This window comes from Brevundimonas sp. Root1423, from assembly GCF_001426805.1.
The window spans coordinates 420,901-438,164 of the sequence record NZ_LMFL01000023.1; the positions used below are offsets into that span (position 1 = coordinate 420,901).

General features: G+C 68.6%; 20 protein-coding genes. 15 read left to right on the top strand and 5 right to left on the bottom strand.

Annotation, left to right across the window (positions count from 1 at the left end):
- Positions 1–8: 8 nt before the first annotated feature.
- The 5 genes from ASD25_RS29500 to ASD25_RS15370 all read left to right on the top strand — a co-directional run.
- Positions 9–389: DNA polymerase ligase N-terminal domain-containing protein (locus ASD25_RS29500; protein ID WP_304439654.1), on the top strand; the 381-nt coding region annotated here is incomplete at its 3' end.
- A gap of 46 nt (positions 390–435) precedes the next feature.
- Complete coding sequence (gene ligD, locus ASD25_RS15355; RefSeq protein ID WP_369816610.1) at positions 436–2,766, top strand: DNA ligase D; 2,331 nt, start codon at positions 436–438, stop codon at positions 2,764–2,766.
- 217 nt (positions 2,767–2,983) lie between these two features.
- Complete coding sequence (locus ASD25_RS15360) at positions 2,984–4,027, top strand: UbiA family prenyltransferase (RefSeq protein ID WP_056618444.1); 1,044 nt, start codon at positions 2,984–2,986, stop codon at positions 4,025–4,027.
- Positions 4,024–4,848: an RsiV family protein gene (locus tag ASD25_RS15365; RefSeq protein WP_056618447.1), complete on the top strand. Its 825-nt coding sequence runs from the start codon at positions 4,024–4,026 to the stop codon at positions 4,846–4,848. The genes ASD25_RS15360 and ASD25_RS15365 overlap by 4 nt, the downstream gene beginning before the upstream one ends.
- A gap of 23 nt (positions 4,849–4,871) precedes the next feature.
- Positions 4,872–5,750, top strand: coding sequence for a DUF3298 and DUF4163 domain-containing protein (locus tag ASD25_RS15370; RefSeq protein WP_056618450.1), 879 nt, complete (start codon positions 4,872–4,874; stop codon positions 5,748–5,750).
- Here the strand turns inward: ASD25_RS15370 and ASD25_RS15375 are convergent.
- From ASD25_RS15375 to ASD25_RS15385, 3 genes are read right to left on the bottom strand one after another with little or no spacing between them, the layout of a single operon-like run.
- A complete protein-coding gene (locus ASD25_RS15375; RefSeq protein ID WP_056618453.1) occupies positions 5,747–6,688 on the bottom strand; it encodes an alpha/beta fold hydrolase in 942 nt (313 codons plus the stop codon). The two genes, ASD25_RS15370 and ASD25_RS15375, sit on opposite strands and share 4 nt — an antisense overlap.
- Before the next feature lie 31 nt (positions 6,689–6,719).
- The gene (locus ASD25_RS15380; RefSeq protein ID WP_056618456.1) at positions 6,720–6,917 is read right to left on the bottom strand and encodes a helix-turn-helix transcriptional regulator; all 198 of its coding nucleotides are present in this window, start codon (positions 6,915–6,917) and stop codon (positions 6,720–6,722) included.
- Positions 6,917–7,276 (bottom strand): hypothetical protein, encoded by a 360-nt coding sequence (locus tag ASD25_RS15385; protein ID WP_235562746.1) that lies wholly within the window; start codon positions 7,274–7,276, stop codon positions 6,917–6,919. The genes ASD25_RS15380 and ASD25_RS15385 overlap by 1 nt, the downstream gene beginning before the upstream one ends.
- 171 nt (positions 7,277–7,447) lie before the next feature.
- Here ASD25_RS15385 and ASD25_RS15390 point away from each other — a divergent pair, with 171 nt between their 5' ends.
- From ASD25_RS15390 to ASD25_RS15425, 8 genes are all read left to right on the top strand, one after another.
- Entirely contained in the window at positions 7,448–8,413 is a 966-nt protein-coding gene (locus ASD25_RS15390; protein ID WP_056618460.1) for a fatty acid desaturase family protein, read from the top strand.
- Positions 8,414–8,469: 56 nt separating this feature from the next.
- Positions 8,470–8,796, top strand: a complete 327-nt coding sequence (locus ASD25_RS15395) for a helix-turn-helix transcriptional regulator (RefSeq protein WP_056618462.1) — start codon at positions 8,470–8,472, stop codon at positions 8,794–8,796.
- A complete protein-coding gene (locus ASD25_RS15400) occupies positions 8,793–9,224 on the top strand; it encodes an SRPBCC domain-containing protein (RefSeq protein WP_056618465.1) in 432 nt (143 codons plus the stop codon). The genes ASD25_RS15395 and ASD25_RS15400 overlap by 4 nt, the downstream gene beginning before the upstream one ends.
- 9 nt (positions 9,225–9,233) lie before the next feature.
- Positions 9,234–9,659, top strand: a complete 426-nt coding sequence (locus ASD25_RS15405) for a DUF1801 domain-containing protein (RefSeq protein ID WP_056618468.1) — start codon at positions 9,234–9,236, stop codon at positions 9,657–9,659.
- A gap of 12 nt (positions 9,660–9,671) precedes the next feature.
- Complete coding sequence (locus ASD25_RS15410; RefSeq protein ID WP_056618470.1) at positions 9,672–10,103, top strand: DUF1801 domain-containing protein; 432 nt, start codon at positions 9,672–9,674, stop codon at positions 10,101–10,103.
- Positions 10,100–10,762 carry a methyltransferase gene (locus ASD25_RS15415; protein ID WP_056618473.1) on the top strand — a complete coding sequence of 221 codons (663 nt, stop codon included), beginning with the start codon at positions 10,100–10,102 and terminating at the stop codon, positions 10,760–10,762. Before ASD25_RS15410 ends, ASD25_RS15415 begins: the two co-directional genes overlap by 4 nt.
- A gap of 58 nt (positions 10,763–10,820) precedes the next feature.
- The gene (locus ASD25_RS15420; protein ID WP_056618476.1) at positions 10,821–11,204 is read left to right on the top strand and encodes a hypothetical protein; all 384 of its coding nucleotides are present in this window, start codon (positions 10,821–10,823) and stop codon (positions 11,202–11,204) included.
- A gap of 70 nt (positions 11,205–11,274) precedes the next feature.
- Complete coding sequence (locus ASD25_RS15425) at positions 11,275–12,123, top strand: neutral zinc metallopeptidase (protein WP_056618478.1); 849 nt, start codon at positions 11,275–11,277, stop codon at positions 12,121–12,123.
- On the opposite strand, the gene ASD25_RS15430 is transcribed toward ASD25_RS15425, so the two are convergent.
- Together ASD25_RS15430 and ASD25_RS15435 are read right to left on the bottom strand one after the other, a co-directional pair.
- Complete coding sequence (locus ASD25_RS15430; protein ID WP_056618481.1) at positions 12,120–13,067, bottom strand: retropepsin-like aspartic protease; 948 nt, start codon at positions 13,065–13,067, stop codon at positions 12,120–12,122. The two genes, ASD25_RS15425 and ASD25_RS15430, sit on opposite strands and share 4 nt — an antisense overlap.
- A gap of 232 nt (positions 13,068–13,299) precedes the next feature.
- The gene (locus ASD25_RS15435; RefSeq protein WP_056618485.1) at positions 13,300–14,121 is read right to left on the bottom strand and encodes an LD-carboxypeptidase; all 822 of its coding nucleotides are present in this window, start codon (positions 14,119–14,121) and stop codon (positions 13,300–13,302) included.
- Positions 14,122–14,307: 186 nt separating this feature from the next.
- On the opposite strand from ASD25_RS15435, the gene ASD25_RS15440 reads away from it, so the two are divergent.
- Positions 14,308–15,558 (top strand): Mur ligase family protein, encoded by a 1,251-nt coding sequence (locus tag ASD25_RS15440; RefSeq protein ID WP_235562747.1) that lies wholly within the window; start codon positions 14,308–14,310, stop codon positions 15,556–15,558.
- A gap of 92 nt (positions 15,559–15,650) precedes the next feature.
- Positions 15,651–17,264, top strand: coding sequence for a response regulator (locus tag ASD25_RS15445; protein WP_056618487.1), 1,614 nt, complete (start codon positions 15,651–15,653; stop codon positions 17,262–17,264).

Sequence of the window (17,264 nt, forward strand, 5' to 3'; positions counted from 1 at the left end):
AGTCGGCCATGGCAGCCCGCGGCGAACTCAAGACATATCAGGCCAAACGGAGCTTCGCGGAGACGCCGGAGCCGAAGGGCCGCAAGGGCAAGGCGAAGACCACCGCCCTGACCTATCTGATCCAGCGCCACGCGGCGACGCGCCTGCACTACGACTTCCGCATCGAGGTCGACGGGGTGCTCAAGTCCTGGGCCGTGACCAAGGCCCCGTCCCGCGACACCTTGGTCAAACGCCTCGCCGTCGAGGTCGAGGACCACCCGCTCGACTACGGCTCGTTCGAGGGGACCATCCCCGCCGGCAACTACGGCGCCGGCACGGTGCAGATGTGGGACCGCGGCACATGGGAGCCGCAGGAGCCCGATTCTTCCAGCGTCTTGCCCTGCAGGCTCNGAGGTCGAGGACCACCCGCTCGACTACGGCTCGTTCGAGGGGACCATCCCCGCCGGCAACTACGGCGCCGGCACGGTGCAGATGTGGGACCGCGGCACATGGGAGCCGCAGGAGCCCGATCTCGATGCGGCCTTTAAAAAGGGCCAGATCAAGATGGTCCTGCACGGCGAGCGGCTGAAGGGAAAATGGGCCCTGATCCGCCTGCGCGCCGACCGCGGCAAGCCGTCGAAACGCAACAACTGGCTGCTGATCAAGGAGCGCGACGAATACACCGTCGAGGGCGAGGGCGACGCCAATATGGAGATCGACGCCTCCATCGTCTCGGGTCGGACCATGGCCGAAATCGCTGGCGGTTCGAAGGAATGGAAGTCGTCGAAGGCGACCACCCGCAAGGCCCCGCCCAAACCCGCACCGACCAGGGCCGCCGCCAGCAGTTCGAAAAAGCCGCCTGCCTTCGTCCCCATCCAGCTGTGCAAGATCGCCGACTATCCGCCGCGCGGCGCCGGCTGGGCCCATGAGATCAAGTTCGACGGCTACCGCATCCAGATCGGCGTCGGCGGCGGCAAGGCGACCCTGCGCACCCGCAAGGGCCTCGACTGGACGACGAAATTCCAGGCCCACGCCGACGACGCCGCCCACTGGCCCGACGCCGTCGTCGACGGCGAGTTGTGCGCCCTGGCCGAAGATCACATGCCCGACTTCTCGGCACTTCAGGCGGCCATCTCGGAAGGCAAGACCGGCGAACTGATCTATTTCGCCTTCGACCTGCTGTTCGAGGGCGACGAGGACTTGCGGGGCCTGCCCCTGTCGCACCGCAAGGCGCGGCTTCAGGCGTATATCGACCGCATCCCGAAGAGCGCCGCGAAACGCATCCGCTACGTCGACCACTTCGCCACCACCGGTCAGGCGGTGCTCGACAGCGCCTGCCGCATGGATCTGGAAGGCGTCATCTCCAAATCGCTGGACGCCCCCTACACCCCCGGCCGCTCGACGACCTGGCTGAAGTCCAAATGCCGCGGCCGCGACGAGGTGGTCATCGGCGGCTGGACGTCGGAGGGCGACCGCTTCCGCTCCCTGATCGTCGGGGTGCAGGACGTGGACGCGAAGGACGGCAAGGGTCTGCGCCATCTCGGCCGCGTCGGCACCGGCTACGCTCAACCCTTGCTCAAGACCCTGCTGCCCGCCCTGAAGAAGGCGAAGACCGACCACAGCCCCTTCGTCGGCAAGGGCGCCCCGCGCCGTTCGGCCGCCGCGGGCCAGACCATCCACTGGGTCACCCCCACCCTCGTCGCCGAGATCGAACACGGCGGCTACACCGACACCGGCTCCCTGCGTCAGGCGTCTTTCAAGGGGCTGCGCGAGGACAAGACCGCGCCCGAGGTGACGGAGAAACCGCAGGCGCCATCGAAGCCGTCGAAGGCGACCGGCAAGGTCTCCGCCCCGCCCCAGCTTCACATTCCCGGCGAACCGCGCGGCAAGCAGAAGCTTGTCGTCGCCGGCGTCACCATCTCCAACCCCGACCGCATCCTGTGGCCCGCCGCGGACGGCAAGCCCGCCCTGACCAAGGCCGACCTCGTCCGCTATTACGAGATGGCCGCCGAGCGCATCCTGCCCCACGTCGCCGACCGGCCCGTCTCGATCATCCGCGCGCCGGAAGGGATCACCGGCGAGAAATTCTTCCAGCGCCACGCCATGCCCGGCTCCAATCCGCGGCTGAAGCTGATCGATGTGAAGGAGCGCAAACCCTATGTCGGCGTCGTCGACGTCGGCGGTCTTGTCGCCATCGGCCAGTCCGGCGGGCTGGAGCTCCACCCGTGGGGCTGCAAGCCCAACGACCCGGAAACGCCCGACCAGATCACCTTCGACCTCGACCCTGACGAAGGCCTGAATTTCGCCGACGTCATCGCCGCCGCGAAGACGGTTAGGAAGGAGCTGGAGTCCCTGGGGCTCAACGCCTTCGTCAAGACCACCGGCGGCAAGGGTCTGCACGTCGTCGTCCCGATCAAGGCCGACGCGAAAAGCCGCATCGAATGGGATCAGTGCAAGGCTTTCGCCAAGGCCGTCAGCGAGCGCGTCCGCGCCGCCGACCCCGACCATTTCACCACGACGCTGGCCAAGAAGGCGCGCGGCGGGAAGATCTTCCTCGACTATCTGCGCAACGGCCGGATGGCCACGGCGGTCGCCCCGTGGTCCCCCCGCGCCCGCCCCGGCGCGGGCATCGCCTTCCCCCTGTCATGGTCGCAGGTAAAGACCGGTCTCGACCCCCGCGCCTATTCGATCCACGACGCCGCCGCCTTGCTGAAGAAGCCCGACCCGTGGAAGGATTTCCGCGACGGGGCGGTGAACCTCCGGCCGGTGATCAAGAAGGTTCTGTAGTCTCTCACTGCCGTCATCCCGGCGAAGGCCGGGACCCAGCGGCGCCGCGACGGCGGCGAAACCGGCTGGCCGAAAAGTCGCACCCTCGGCCAAGCTCCCGACAGGTTCGCGCTCACGCGCGCCGCTGGGTCCCGGGGTCGCTGCGCGCCCCGGGATGACGACAAGGCAGGCGAGCTCTGCCCTTCTCCCCTTCCCCTCGACAGGCTATCTCCGAGGCATGATCTCCGCCCCGCTTCCCGACGCCGGTTCGAACTGGGTGGACCGCCACGCGCCGGAAGGCCTGAAGCCCTGGCTCAAGCTGGGCCGCTTCGACCGCCCCGTCGGCATCTGGCTGCTGTTGCTCCCCGGCTGGCAGGGGATCGCTCTCGCTTTGGCCGGACGAGCCCCTGACGCCTACGACGTCTGGCTGTTCGCCGGCTTCGCCACAGGCGCCTGCCTGATGCGGGCCGCCGGCTGCGCCTTCAACGATATCGTCGACCGCGACATCGATGCGAAGGTCTCCCGCACGGCGATGCGGCCCATCCCGTCGGGCCGGATCAGCGTCAAACAGGCATGGGCCTTTGTGATCGGCTGCAGCCTGATCAGCCTGCTGATCCTGCTGACCCTGAACGTGTCGGCGGTCCTGCTCGGCGTGGCTTCACTCGCCCTCGTCGCCGCCTACCCCTTCATGAAGCGGATCACGTGGTGGCCGCAGGCCTGGCTTGGCCTGACGTTCAACTGGGGCGCGCTGATGGGTTTCGCGGCGGCTACGGCGCTGCTGGCCGCCAGCCTGCTCCATGAACCCTATGTCCCCGTCGAACTGCGCCCGTTCGTACTCGAACCGTGGCCGACCCTTCCGGCTGGCCTGCCCCTCGGTTCGGTCCTTATGCTGCAGGTCGCCGGCGCCCTTCCCGCCCTCCTGCTCTACCTCGGCGGCGTCTTCTGGACCCTCGGCTACGACACCATCTACGCCCTGCAGGACATCGAGGACGACGCCATGGTCGGGGTGAAATCCTCCGCCCGCCGTCTGGGATCGAATGTGTCGCGCGGGGTCGCGATCTTCTACGCCCTCGCCGTGGCCTGCGCCGCGACCGCGGGCTGGATGGCCGGCCTTGGCCCCCTCTACTGGCTCGCCCTCGCCGCCTACGCGGTCCACCTCGCATCGCAGGTACGCCGCGTCCGCACCGACGATCCCGCCCTCGCCCTGCGCCTGTTCAAGTCCAACCGCGATGCAGGCCTGATCCTGCTGGCCGCGATCGGCCTCGGAGCCCTGACCCTGTGAACGCCCGACCCGCCCTCCCGCGCATCCTGATAGCCGCGATCTCGCTGCTGTCCGCAGCCTGCGCCGCTGCGCCGCCAGCCATGGGTCCCGTCGATCCGCAGCCGATCGCCTACAAGCTGGAAGACGGCCGCATGACGACCGAGCTCACGCTCGATCCGGCCTTGCGAGCCCATCCGCAACTGCGCGCCCGCCTCTACGCCGACGGCATGGCCGCCGTCCGCGAGTTCGAGGCCGACGTCCGCAGGGCCCAGTCAGAGGAAGGCGGCGAGCTCGATTACAACATGGACCTGATCCTGCGCTGGGACGCCCCTGTCGAGACCGGACGACTTGTCAGCGCCGACGGCATGGTCTGGTCCTTCACCGGCGGCGCTCACGGCAATCCCGGCTTCCACGCCATCCTCTGGGACCGGGCAGCCCAACGGGCGGTCGCCCCGGCCGAGCTGTTCCGCGTCGGCGCCGACCTGTCGAAACTGGACCGCGCCCTGTGCGACTCCATCAACGCCGCCAAGGCCGCGCGCGGCGGCGATCAGGCCTGGGACCCCGCCCCGTATCGCGGCGAACAGGGTGACGGCATCTGGGTCTGCCCCGCGGCGCTGGACATGCCCTTCTCCCTTGCGCCCGGCGACACGGCCGGCAAGGCCGGCGGGCTGGTCTTCCTGATCGATCCCTATGTCGTCGGCCCCTATGCCGAGGGCGTCTACACCGCCGTGGTGCCCGCCGCCGCCTTCTCCGCCCTGCTCTCGCCCGAATGGGCCGATCAGTTTGGCGGGGCCCCATCGCCGGAATACCTTGACCAACTACACGCCGATCAGGCCCCCTGACCGTGACGCCCCGGGAGATACGCATGACCTCGACCGCCACGCCGCCCCTCCGACTGCTGCTCCTGACCGCCGCTCTCGCGACGACGCTCGCCGCCTGCAACCGCGACCGCGAGCCGGAAGCGGACGCGCCGGTCGCGCCGGGAGCCGCCGCAGTGGTCACCCCCGCGGACGCCGCGGCCCCGATGTCGTTCGATAGCAAGACGGCCTGGGCCGACGTCAGCCTGACCCTGCCGGCCGGCATCAAGCCCCAGGGCGACCTGCACGCCCGTCTCTACGCCGAGGAGGTCCGTCGCCTGCGCCAATTCACCGAGGGCGCCCAGGGGGAACTGACCGAGGCCGGGGCCGACACCGACCGTCCCAAATACCAGAAGACCATCACCATCACGGTCGCCGCCGAGACCGCCAAACTGCTCAGCCTCAAACGCTCCGATTTCGACTATTCGGGCGGCGCCCACCCCAACACCCTCACCGACGGCCTGCTGTGGGACAAGGCGCTGAAACGCCGGGTCGGCGTGGCCGATCTGTTCGGCAAGGGCGCGGACCTGTCCGTCCTCGATCAGGCGCTCTGCACGGCGATCAACGCCGCCAAACGGGCCCGCGCGCCCGAAAGCGCCAGCGTAATCCTGGGCGGCGGCAAGACGTTCTCCTGCCCCCGCGCCGCCGACACCCCGTTCGTGCTGACGGCGGGGGATACGCCGGGCAAGGCCGCGGGCCTGACCTTCCTGATCGGCCCCTATCAGGTCGGCCCCTATGTCGAGGGCGCCTATGAGATCGCCATCCCCGCCACGGTCTTCCGCTCCCTGCTGGCCGTCGCCTACGCCAGCGAGTTCGGCGGCCGGCTGGTCAAGGCCGGGGACGTGACTCCGGTCGCCGCTCCCGCACCCGCCGCGCCTGCGATCTAGTCCGCCAGGAACTGATCGACGATCTCCGCGAACCGCTCCGGCTGGTCGGCCATGATAAAGTGCCGGCTGCCGTCGACCCGGATCATGCGCACGCCCGGCAGGGCCGCATACTCCCGCGTCCACAAGGCGTCGGCCATGGCCGCCGGGGCACCGCCGTCCTCGTCGGCGGCGTAGATTGCCCAGACCGGCGTCGTCATTGCGGCCAGACCCGGCCGGAGATCGGTCGTCATCACGTCGCTGATCGCCGAGGCCATCGCCTGTCGATCCGAGGCTACCGACCACTCGACCATGGCGGCCCGTGTCGCCGGCGTCCGCGAATAGCCGATTGCTCCCTGGGCCTGACCAGCGCGGAAGCCTGCCTCATCGGCCGCCAGGATTCCCGCCGCCGCCTGCTGCGCGAACGGCCGCGCGCTCTCGACGGTCGCCGTCGGCCCGAAGAGGGCCGAAAAGAACGGCAGGCTGTCGACGCTCATCACCCGGCCGACGAAGTCGGGATGCCGCTGGGCCAGCATGACCGCGCTCATCCCGCCCATCGAATGGCCGATGATCGCGGGCCGCTGCAGTCCGCTGTCACGGATATAGCGGGCCAGCGCCTCGACCGCCGGCTCCACGAAGGGCCCGTCGCCATGCGTCCACGGCTCTCCCGCGAACCCGGCCAGTTGCACCAGATGCACCCGGTGCGTCGCCTTCAGCCGTTCGGCCTCGGCGCGCCAGACCTCGCGGGACGAGGCGAAGCCGGGGATCAGGATCACGTCCGGTCCCTGCCCTGCGACCTCCACAGACAGACGGTCGGACGCAAGGACGGGCGAACTCTGGACGACCGGTGCGGCCTCCGCGTGCGTGGCGAGGACGACCCCGCCTGCGACCGCAAATGACGCAGAGGCCAGCAACAATACGCGCAGGGTCGAACGCCCGACGAAGTGACGGAGGTGCAGCATGGCGATGTCCTTTGAACGACGACCGACGGAGTCAGCCGTGCGGGTTTGCGAAGATGTCTTCCACGGGCCGCGCGAACAGCACGGCGATGCGGTAGGCCAGATCAAGCGACGGGTCGTGTTTCTCGGTCTCCAGGGCGTTCACCGCCTGACGCGAGACGCCCAGCGCCTGCCCCAGCTGTTCCTGGGTCCAGCCGCGCTCGACGCGGAGCAGTTTCAGCTGGTTTCGCATCAGTTCGACGACTTGATGAAGGGCGCGATGACGCCCAGCGAGGCCCAGAACAGCGGATAGATCAGCCAGCCCTCGGCGTGCGGCGCGTTTGCGAACGATTCCGCAAACCCCCAGGCCGTGAACAGGGCCATGGATATCCCGGCGGCGAGGATGAACTGCTTGGCCATCACCGCCCGCACGAACTCGTCCGAGTCCCGCATCACCGCCAGTGTGGTCCAGATCTGCCCGACGATCGGAGCCGTCACCGTCAGAGCCAGCCCCCAGGCGGCAGGGGTGCCCTGAATGTCGTCGAACGCCCCGAAGATGACCGCGACCATGATGGCGACATAGCCGCCCATGAAGGCCATGGTGCGGATCACATATTTGCGTTGGGCTGTGGTTGTCGGTCTTGCGATCGTAAGCATGGTTTCAACTCCCTTTGTAAGGCCAACCTTACATCGTCATAATGTCATGTCAACCTGACTTTTTGTCAGGATCGCGTGACAGACGTCGCACTTGGAGCGCAGCCGCTGCGGACGTATCCTGACGTCATGCCCGCAGCGCCCCGCATCCGGCCCGCCGACCTTTTCAGCCCCGAAGACTGGGCGCCCTTCCAGTCGCGCCGCATCTGGGTCGGCCCCCTGCTCGTGGCCCACTGCTGGGGCGTCATCGCGCTTGCGGTTGTCGCCGGCGTTCTCTGGCCGTTGCTCATTCCGCTATGCGTCGCCGTGATCGGCACGCGGCAGCTCGGGCTCGCCATACTGATGCATGAGGCGGCGCACGGCGGCCTGTCCTCCGACCGCCGGCTGAATGACTTTCTCGGGCACTGGTTCTGCGCCGTGCCGGTCGGAGCGTCGCTGAACGCCTATCGGCCCTACCATCTGGCGCATCACAAATACGCCCAGCAGGTCGAGGACCCGGACCTCGTCCTGTCGGCGCCCTTCCCCGTCAGCCGCGCCTCGCTGCGCCGGAAGATGGTGCGCGACCTGACCGGACAGACCTTCTTCAAGCAGCGCGTTCTGCTGCCTCTGGCGGGCCTGCGAGGTCGCGCCGCACAGACCACGACCGACGACCACGCCTATGAGGCCATTGTGACCGGCCGTTCGGTCGCGCCCTTCCTGCTGGTCAACGCCGCCCTGCTGGCGACCGGCGTCGTGGCGGGCGTCTGGTGGGCCTTCTTCGCCCTGTGGCTGCTGCCGATGGCGACCTGGTTCCCGATGGTGACCCGTCTGCGCAACATCGCCGAACACGCCTGCGTCGAAGGCTCGGCCACCGACCCGTTCCGCGCCGCCCGCACGACCCGCGCCTGCTGGTGGGAACGCGCCTTCATCGCCCCCTACTGGGTCAATTTCCACGCCGAGCATCACCTGTTCATGCATGTGCCCTGCTGGAAACTGCCGGCCCTGCACAGGGCCGTCCGCGCACGGCCCCAAGGCGAGCGGATGGAAGTCGCCCCCGGCTATCTCTCCGTGATCCGGGACGCTTCGCGAAAACCTGAGACGTCGCCGGCGAATTGACTCACGCATAGCTCATTGGTTATGAGTTCTATCAATAGCCATAGAGTTATGGATTGATGACTGAAACCGCCGCCGACACCTTGTTCAGATCGCTGGCCGATCCAACCCGCCGGGCCATTTTCGAGCGTCTGTGTCACGGCGGCGAGCAGACGGTCGGGGCGCTCACCGCCCTGTCCGGCGTGTCCCAGCCGGCGGTCTCGAAACATCTCGGCGTTCTGAAGCTGGCCGGGCTGGTCAGCGATCGCCCCGAAGGTCGGCAGACCCACTACCGCGCCTGCCCCGGCGCTCTCTCTCCCCTGCTGGACTGGACGACACAGATGGCCGGCTTCTGGGAGGGCAAGTTCGACGGCCTCGAAGACCTGCTGAAAAGGATGGACCAGTGACCCCGACCGCCCCCGAAACCCGCTCCGTCGTCGTCGAACGGGAGTTCGCCTTCCCGCCCGCAAAACTCTGGCGCGCCCTCACCCAGCCGCATCTGATGGAGGCCTGGCTGATGAAGAACGATTTCCAGCCCGTGGTCGGCCATGGCTTCAAGCTGACCGGCGAATGGGGCGGCGTGCTGGACTGCGAGGTCCTCGCCGTCGAGCCGGAGAAGATCCTGTCCTACAGCTGGGATTTTGCGAACGACGATCCGGCCTACAGTCTGAAGAGCGTGGTGACCTTCACCCTCACCCCGACAGGGTCCGGCACGCATCTGCGCATGGAACAGGCCGGCTTCCGGCCCGACCAGAAGCAAGCCCTGGCCGGCGCAGTGGCGGGGTGGGGAGAGATGTTCGGCAAGCTGGAACAGGTTCTGGCGCAGGGCGACTAGGGAGAGGTCATGAGCGACAAGCCGAAAGACGCCGCGCCCGTCCTGCTTTCCGGCGGCAACCCCCAGATCGCCAAGGGCTATGGCGACGCCCCCGTGCAGGCGTGGATCGCAGCCGCGCCGGGCTGGAAGGGCGAGGCCGGGCGCCGGATCGACGCCCTGATCGAGCGCACGGTTCCGGGCGTGAAGAAGGCGGTCAAATGGAACACGCCGCTGTACGGACTCGAGGACAATGTCTGGTTCGCCAGCTTCCACGCCTTCGACCGCTATCTGAAGGTGGCCTTCTTCCGCGGCGCGTCGCTGGACCCGATACCGCCCGTGGGGTCGAAGCAGAAGGACGTCCGCTATTTCCACATCCACGAGGACGATCCGGTTGACGAGGCTCAACTCGCCGAATGGATCAGACAGGCCAGCCGGCTGCCCGGCGAACGTATGTGAGCTGACAAACCCATGGGAAAGATGACCCCCGACCCCAATGAGGACGGCATGACCGCCTCCCAGCGGATCGATGCGAGGATCGCCTCGTTCGACGACTGGCGCGGCCAGACGCTGGCCCGCATCCGCGCGATCATCCATCAGGCCGACCCCGATGTGGTCGAGACGGTGAAGTGGGGGCGTGTCCCCGTGTTCGAACACGACGGGATCCTCACCACCGCCGAGACCTACAAGACCGCCGTCAAGATGACGTTCGCCAAGGGGGCGTCGCTGGACGACCCGTCAGGTCTGTTCAACTCCAGCCTCGAGGGCAATACGCGCCGCGCCATCGATTTCCACGAAGGCGACCCGATCGACGAGGCAGCGCTGAAGGCGCTCATTCGCGCAGCCGTGGCGCAAAACACATCGACCCACGCCGCGAAGAAGGCCAAACCCGGCGCTGTATGACCCGCATCGCCGACCCCGCCGCCTTCATCGCCGCCAACACCCGCCTGCAGCCGGTCCCGCACGCGCCGGAGATTTCGCTGTGGCTGGCCGATGAGGTCACGCCGATCTGGCGGCTGACCGAGGAGGAACTGGGCGAGCAGGGCCTCCCGCCGCCGTTCTGGGCCTTCGCCTGGGCGGGCGGCCAGGGGCTGGCGCGTTGGTTGCTGGACAATCCGGCCGAGGTGTCGGGCAAGCGGGTGCTGGATTTCGCGGCCGGCTCGGGACTGGTCGGGATCGCGGCGATGAAGGCGGGCGCGGCCTCGGCCCTGTGCGCCGACATCGATCCCTTCTGCGGCGCGGCCGTCGCACGCAACGCCGCGGCCAACGGGGTGACGCTGGACTTCACCGCCGCCGACCTGCTGGACGCCGCGCCGCCCGAGATCCAGGTCATCTGCGCCGGCGACGTCTTCTACGAACAGCCCATGTCCGGCCGGGTCCTCGACTGGCTTCGTCTGGCCGCCGCCCGGGGAACGCGGGTGCTCGTCGGCGATCCGCTGCGGACCTATTTCCCGAAAGACGGCTTCGACCTGCTGGCCGAATACGCCGTGCCGACCACGCGCGAGCTCGAGGACTCCGCCGTCAAACGCACCCGCGTCTGGACCCTGTCAGCAAAGCGTTGAGGCCGGATCGTCGCGGCCACGCTTGGAGCGTGCGCGGTCCGGCGCCATCTTTCTCCCCATGAACGCCGCCGGTCCTCTGACATTCATGCTGATCCTCGCCGCCGCGCCGGTTCAGGCGCAGGTTCCGCAGGTGCGTCCCGGCCTCTCCACGCTGGACCTTCACCGCTATCAGGCCGACCAGCATCGTTACGAAATGGACCGGCTGCGTCTGCAGGCCGACCAGCGGGAGATGAACGCCCGCCTCCACGAGACGGAAACGCGTCTGAACCGCCTGCGCATCGAAGCGGCGCGCCAGCCGGCGCCCGTCCTGCCGCCACCGTACCGCCCTGTGCGCTCGCCGGAAGAGGAGCGGGCCCTGCGCCTTTCCGCCGAAGAGCGAAATCGCGCCATGACGGACGGGGTCGGCCAGATCGACGCCTGGCTGGATCGTCAGCCCGACTGAGGGGCCTCTCTGCATCCCTTCCGTTCCCTCCGCGTTCCTGCCTCGCCTGAATCAGGGACGGGAGAACGACATGCGGTGGCAGGGTGGACGGCGCGGCGGCAATATCGAGGATCGGCGCGGCATGGGCGGCGGGGCCGTCGGCGGCCTCGGCGTCGGCGGACTGGTGCTGGCGGCCATCGGCTATTTCGTTTTCGGCATCGACCCTTCCACCACGACCCAGCTGGCCAGCCAGTTCGGCGGCGTCGGCGCGGCGGAACAGGGGAAGTTGGGCAGCCCCGAGGATCAGGCGGGCGCCTTCGTCGACGTGGTCGGCTCCAATGTCGACGACGTCTGGAAGACCAAGCTGCAGGGCTATCAGCCGCCGACCGTCACCCTTTACGAACAGGGCACCTCGACTGGCTGCGGCTTCGGCCAATCCGCCATGGGGCCGTTCTATTGCCCCAACGATCGCAAGGTTTACCTCGACCTCGCCTTCTGGCGGGACATGGAAACCCAGCTTGGGGCCTCCAGCGCCGACTTCGCGCGGGCCTACGTCATCGCCCACGAATACGGCCATCACGTTCAGACCCTGACCGGCGCCTCGCAACAGGTGCAGCAGGCCCAGCAGCGCGCTTCGGGTCAGGCCGAGGCCAACCGCTATTCCGTCGCGCTCGAGCTACAGGCCGACTGCTACGCCGGGGTCTGGGCCGCCAATGCTGCGGCCGTCTCGAACGGCGAGGTCGCGGTGGACGCCCGGGATCTGGAAGCCGGCATGCAGACCGCCTCGGCGATCGGGGACGACACCCTGCAACGCCGTCAGGGCGGCCGGGTCCAGCCGGACGGCTTCACCCACGGTTCGTCGGCCCAGCGGGTCGAGTGGCTGCGTCGCGGCTATGAATCCGGCGACCCCGCCACGTGCGACACCTTCGCGTCGCTCTAGCCCACCGTCAGATCCAGCGGCCGGGACACGTGCAGCGTCCCGGCCCCCAGATCCATCGCCACGCGCCGGCCCGCGAACGCCTCCATCCCCACCAGTCCGCCCGGGAAGTTGGGCAGGGGCGGCTGGTCGAACACGCCCACCGGCACGCGCCTGTATAGCTGGTCGGCGAACGTCACGGTCCGGGCCTCGATGATCGCTGTCCGCGCCGCGCCTCCGAGCACCAGATGCATGCCGCTGGTCTGGGGCCGTCCGTCCAGCAGGCCGACACGATCCGCGGTCTCGCGGTTCAGGCCCAGCAGGGACGAGGCCCCGGTGTCGACCACCGCCTCGATTATCGCCCCTTCAACCGTCACCTCGGCCGTCAGCGCACGACCTGCGCGCTGAACCGGGGTCTCGGCCAGATCAGCCGGGCGTACGAACGCGTCGCGCGCGACCAGCCGGCTATGCCGCCGCGCCGGATCAAGCGCCAGAACGGCCTCGCCCAGCAAATCCTGTCCCAGGACCAGCGGCGTCCCCAGCCACTCGCGCGAGGCAAGCGGCCCGAGGTCGAGGATCGCGGCCCTGAGTCCGCTGACTCGCAGTCCCGCCAGGTCGATATCGAGCGCCGTGCCTCGCCCCACCTGCGCGCCGCCGCCCACGCCATAGGCCACCAGCGGCATGTCGAACAGCGATCGCCCGGTGTCGGGCAACTCGGCGAAGAGGCCGCGATCGATGACGGAATACTGGGCCCCGCTGTCGATCAGGGCGACGACCTGCCGCCCGCCCAGCCGCACCGCCACGGTCGGGGAAGAGCTCCGCCGCGCATAGGGCATCCACGGCGTCGCGCCGCCTGCCGCGAAGGCGAGTCCGGGCTTCGGCCACAACAGATGATCGCGCGCCCACCAGGCGCCGCCGAGGACGGACGCCAGACCGGCCGTGCGGATCAGAAGGGAGCGGCGGTTCATGCTGGCGCAAAGATGGCGTGGCGTCTGCCCGGGCGCCAGCGGCGCCTTTGTCGCGGCGGTGGGAGACGGCCCGATCCGCGCCCCCCGACGCAGACCGGACCGCCACCTCGCGCCCATCCCCCGAGGGACGCGGTGCAGGCGGGGAAGGACTCACCCGCCAGCTGGGCCGCAGGTGGCCTTGAGATGACAGCGGTGTCCATACGGTTCCCCGACCGCGCGAAACGAAGTCCGGCTACCTGTTGCCGAAGGGAACCACCTTGTTCTCGCGGTCGTGGCCGATGTCCGCCGTCCCGAGATACGGAATTCCCGACCTCTGGCACCAGTAGCGGGCGATTTCCTCGGCTGTCAGGCCAAAGTCGGGATCGTTCTCGACGATGTCCGACACCCGCCCCATACGGATGCCGGCCACGCGCCGGATCGAGGCCTGACCGGTCAGGTGGAACATCATCCGGTCGATCCGGTACATCGGCTCGGACACGTCCTCCAGCATCAGGACGTGGCCCGTCAGGTCGGGCTCGAGCGATGTTCCCACCAGAGCGTCCAGAATGCTGAGATTGAAGGCGACGGCCGGCCGCGGATCGTCCGCCAGCGACGGCTCCCACGAGGACGGGTCGCCCGATTTCAGCCAGTTCAGGGCCCGCCAGGCGGTCGCGTCATGCCGCACCGCGTCCGACGCCAGCGGCCCGTGCGCCACGTGCGGGAAGCCCGCCTTGTACAGGACGGCCAGAATGCTGCCGGCGTCGGAATAGCCCAGATAGCGCTTCTTCCTCGCGATCGGCTCCAGCCGGGGCAGCACCGCTTCCGCGATCCGGCAGGCGCCATAGCCGCCGCGGGCGAACCAGATGGCGTCCAGCCGCGGATCGTTTGCGTATTCGACGAAGGCGGCGGCCCGGCTGGCGTCGTCGCCCCCGAAATGACCGTGCTTGCCGAAGCTGGCGGGGTGAAACACCACCTTGATCGAGCCATCCGGAATATTAGTTGCGAACCACGCCTCGACGGCCTCGGCCCGCGCCCGGTTGAAGCGCGAACTGGCGTTGACGATGCCGATCTTCATGGACGTGTCTGGCCTCTGGCGTCGCCCGTGCTAGTCAGGCCGCCGGACATTCCCCGGTTTCGCCCTCATGAATCAAGACGACTATTTCTTCTGCGGCATCGGCGGGTCCGGAATGTCGAGGGCTCGGACCGGTCGCGGGACCAGGGCCGCACACCCGAGAAATTCGCCTGGCTGGAAGCGCATGGAGTGACCCTGCACCCGCAGGACGGCTCGGGCGTGACTCGCGCCAACCAGATTGTCGTCGCTACCGGCGCCATCGAGGACACAGTCCCCGACATCGGGGCGGCGAAACGCGCCGGCGCTCGGGTCGTCACCCGCCCTGAACTGCTCTCGCAGTTGTTCAACGCGGCGCCGGCCTCGATCGGCGTGGCGGGAACCAGCGGCAAGTCGACCATCACCGGCATGATCGCCTGGATCCTGCATCAGGCCGGCCGCGAGCCCACCGTCATGAACGGCGCGGTGATGAAGAATTTCGCCGACGCCGACCACCCGTTCGCCAGCGCCCTGATCGGCGGCCCCGACCTGTTCGTGTCCGAGGTCGACGAATCCGACGGCTCCATCGCCCGCTACGACCCGACCGTGGCCGTGGTCTCCAACATCTCGCTGGACCACAAGTCGATGGAGGAGTTGCGCGACCTGTTCGGCGGCTTCACCGGCCGGGCGAGCAAGGCCGTGCTGAACCTCGACAACCTCGAAACCCAGGCGCTGGCCCAGACGCTGCCGGGCGACAAGGTCATCACCTTCGCCCTTGGTGAAGAGTCCGCCACCCTCAACGCCCATGATCTTGAACCCCTGCCCACGGGCATGCGCTTCAATTTGACGGAGTTGGGCGGCGCGCCATTGCCGGTCATTCTGAACGTCCCCGGCGCCCACAATGTCGCCAACGCCCTGGCGGCCATCGGCGCCGTCCGCGCCATCGGCGTACCCTTGGCCGAGGCGGTCGGCGCGCTCGAGACCTTCGCCGGCATCCGTCGCCGCATGGAGGTGGTCGGGACCGCCAATGGCGTCACCGTCATCGACGACTTTGCGCACAACCCGGACAAGATCGCCGCCACCCTGAAGACCCTGCACGCTTTCGACGGCCGGCTGCTGGTCCTGTTCCAGCCGCATGGCTTCGGCCCGCTGAAGCTGATGAAGCACGAGTTCATCGACGGCTTCGCCGGCCTGCTGCGCGAGGACGACGTGCTGTTGATGCCCGAGCCCGTCTATTACGGCGGCACCACGGACCGCAGCGTCGGGTCGGAGGACATCGCATCCGGCGTTCGCGCCGCCGGCCGCAACGCAGAGGCGCTGCCGACCCGGGACGCCTGTGGAGACCGGCTCATCGAACTGGCCCGCCCGGGCGACCGGATCATCGTCATGGGCGCGCGGGACGACACCCTGTCCGTCTTTGCGGCAGACCTGCTGGGTCGCCTGAGTCGTCCGCTTACAGATTGATTTTCAAGACAATCTCGCAAAACATTCACGTACGGCAAAGCTCACGTTAAGGGCTGGACCCTATCCGTCTGGCTCCTGAGCAGGAGTTGCGTATGGCCCGGATCGGAGACTTCGCGAGCGCCCCGGCCCCCATAGGGCCGGACACGCCGGGCGCCGATGTCTTCGACCGTTTCCAGCGTGAGCCCGACACCCTCGTCATCGCCGTCGTCGACGCCGATCGCCGCCCCGTCGGACTGATCGAGCGCAACACCTTCACACTGAGGATGGCCGCCGAGTTCGGCCGCGCCCTGTACGCCAGACGCCCCGCCGCGACCTTCATGGACGCCGAGCCGCGCGTGCTCGATGCGGACGAGGACGCCGAAATCCTGTTCCAGAGCATGGACGCCGCCAATCTGGGGGCCCTGCTCAACGGCTTCGTCGTCACCTCGGGCGGCCGCTATGTCGGCGTCGGCGCCGGGGTGCATGTGCTCCAGGCCGGCAGCGCCATCCACCGCCGCCGCGCCGAGGAAATGGGCGTCCTGATCCGCGATCTGGCCCGCGCCGAGGCCGAGGCCCGGGCTTCCAGCCGGGCCAAGTCGGAATTCCTCGCCGTGATGAGCCACGAGATCCGCACCCCGCTGAACGGCGTGCTGGGCGTCGCCGCCCTGATGGAGCGCGAGCTGACGCAGAAGGCGATGAAGCCCTATGTCCGCACCATCCTCGACTCCGGCCAAAGCCTGCTGCGGCTGCTGACCGACGCGCTCGACATGTCGCGCGCCGAGGCCGGACAGATGGGGCTGGAAGCCGCGCCGGTGCACCTGGACGCGCTGGCCGCCGACCTGCTGGCCCTGTGGAGCCCCCGCGCGCAGGAGAAGGCCCTGACCCTGACTGTCGTGCACGAGGCGGACGGGCCCGAATGGGTCCTGGCGGATGAGATGCGGCTGAAACAGCTGTTCAACAACCTGATCGGCAATGCGTTGAAATTCACGCCCGATGGCGAGGTCGCCGTCCGCATCGCCAGCCGCTGGCAGGACGGCGCCGTGGCCATCACCGGCATCGTCGACGACAGCGGACCGGGCATAGCCGAGGATGTCGCCGCAGCGATCTTCCAGCCCTTCAACACAGGCCGCGCGGGTCGCGAGGGCGCCGGCGCCGGGCTGGGTCTGGCGATCTGCCGGCAACTGGTCGAACGGATGGACGGCGCGATCAGCGTCGGGCCATCGCCCCTCGGCGGGGCGCGCTTCCTGTTCGCCCTGAGCCTGCCCGGCGCGGGCGCCGAGGTGCTGGCGGGAGCCGTGAAGGTCGTCGAGCCCACGTCGCACGAAACCCTGCATGTGCTTGTGGTCGACGACAATGCGACCAACCGCTTCGTCGCCGGCAAGGTGCTGGAGCTGTTCGGCTGCACCTCCGACACCGCTGAAAATGGTCTTGAGGCTGTCCGGCGGGTCCAGGAGACGCCGTTCGACCTCGTCCTGATGGACATCAAGATGCCGGTCATGGACGGCGTCGACGCGACCCAGACCATCCGGGCCCTGCCCGGCCCCGTCAGCCGCATCCCGATCCTCGCCCTCACCGCCAACGCCGATCCCCGGGACGAGATGGAATACGTCGCCGCCGGCATGGACGGCGTCTCGCAGAAGCCGATCGAGCCCGACGCCCTGCTGAACGCCATCCGCACGGTGCTCAGCGACGTCGCGTCACGCACGCCGGCGGCCGAAGCGGCTTGA

What these genes read in the sequence shown, in the direction of transcription:
- ASD25_RS15390 (WP_056618460.1), top strand. Translation starts at nt 7,448, where the DNA reads ATGCCCGCAGCGCCCCGCATCCGGCCCGCCGACCTTTTCAGCCCCGAA.
- ASD25_RS15410 (WP_056618470.1), top strand. Translation starts at nt 9,672, where the DNA reads ATGGGAAAGATGACCCCCGACCCCAATGAGGACGGCATGACCGCCTCC.
- ASD25_RS15405 (WP_056618468.1), top strand. Translation starts at nt 9,234, where the DNA reads ATGAGCGACAAGCCGAAAGACGCCGCGCCCGTCCTGCTTTCCGGCGGC.
- ASD25_RS15415 (WP_056618473.1), top strand. Translation starts at nt 10,100, where the DNA reads ATGACCCGCATCGCCGACCCCGCCGCCTTCATCGCCGCCAACACCCGC.
- ASD25_RS15420 (WP_056618476.1), top strand. Translation starts at nt 10,821, where the DNA reads ATGAACGCCGCCGGTCCTCTGACATTCATGCTGATCCTCGCCGCCGCG.
- ASD25_RS15430 (WP_056618481.1), bottom strand. Translation starts at nt 13,067, where the DNA reads ATGAACCGCCGCTCCCTTCTGATCCGCACGGCCGGTCTGGCGTCCGTC.
- ASD25_RS15370 (WP_056618450.1), top strand. Translation starts at nt 4,872, where the DNA reads ATGACCTCGACCGCCACGCCGCCCCTCCGACTGCTGCTCCTGACCGCC.
- ASD25_RS15375 (WP_056618453.1), bottom strand. Translation starts at nt 6,688, where the DNA reads ATGCTGCACCTCCGTCACTTCGTCGGGCGTTCGACCCTGCGCGTATTG.
- ASD25_RS15360 (WP_056618444.1), top strand. Translation starts at nt 2,984, where the DNA reads ATGATCTCCGCCCCGCTTCCCGACGCCGGTTCGAACTGGGTGGACCGC.
- ASD25_RS15425 (WP_056618478.1), top strand. Translation starts at nt 11,275, where the DNA reads ATGCGGTGGCAGGGTGGACGGCGCGGCGGCAATATCGAGGATCGGCGC.
- ASD25_RS15380 (WP_056618456.1), bottom strand. Translation starts at nt 6,917, where the DNA reads ATGCGAAACCAGCTGAAACTGCTCCGCGTCGAGCGCGGCTGGACCCAG.
- ASD25_RS15435 (WP_056618485.1), bottom strand. Translation starts at nt 14,121, where the DNA reads ATGAAGATCGGCATCGTCAACGCCAGTTCGCGCTTCAACCGGGCGCGG.
- ASD25_RS15395 (WP_056618462.1), top strand. Translation starts at nt 8,470, where the DNA reads ATGACTGAAACCGCCGCCGACACCTTGTTCAGATCGCTGGCCGATCCA.
- ASD25_RS15445 (WP_056618487.1), top strand. Translation starts at nt 15,651, where the DNA reads ATGGCCCGGATCGGAGACTTCGCGAGCGCCCCGGCCCCCATAGGGCCG.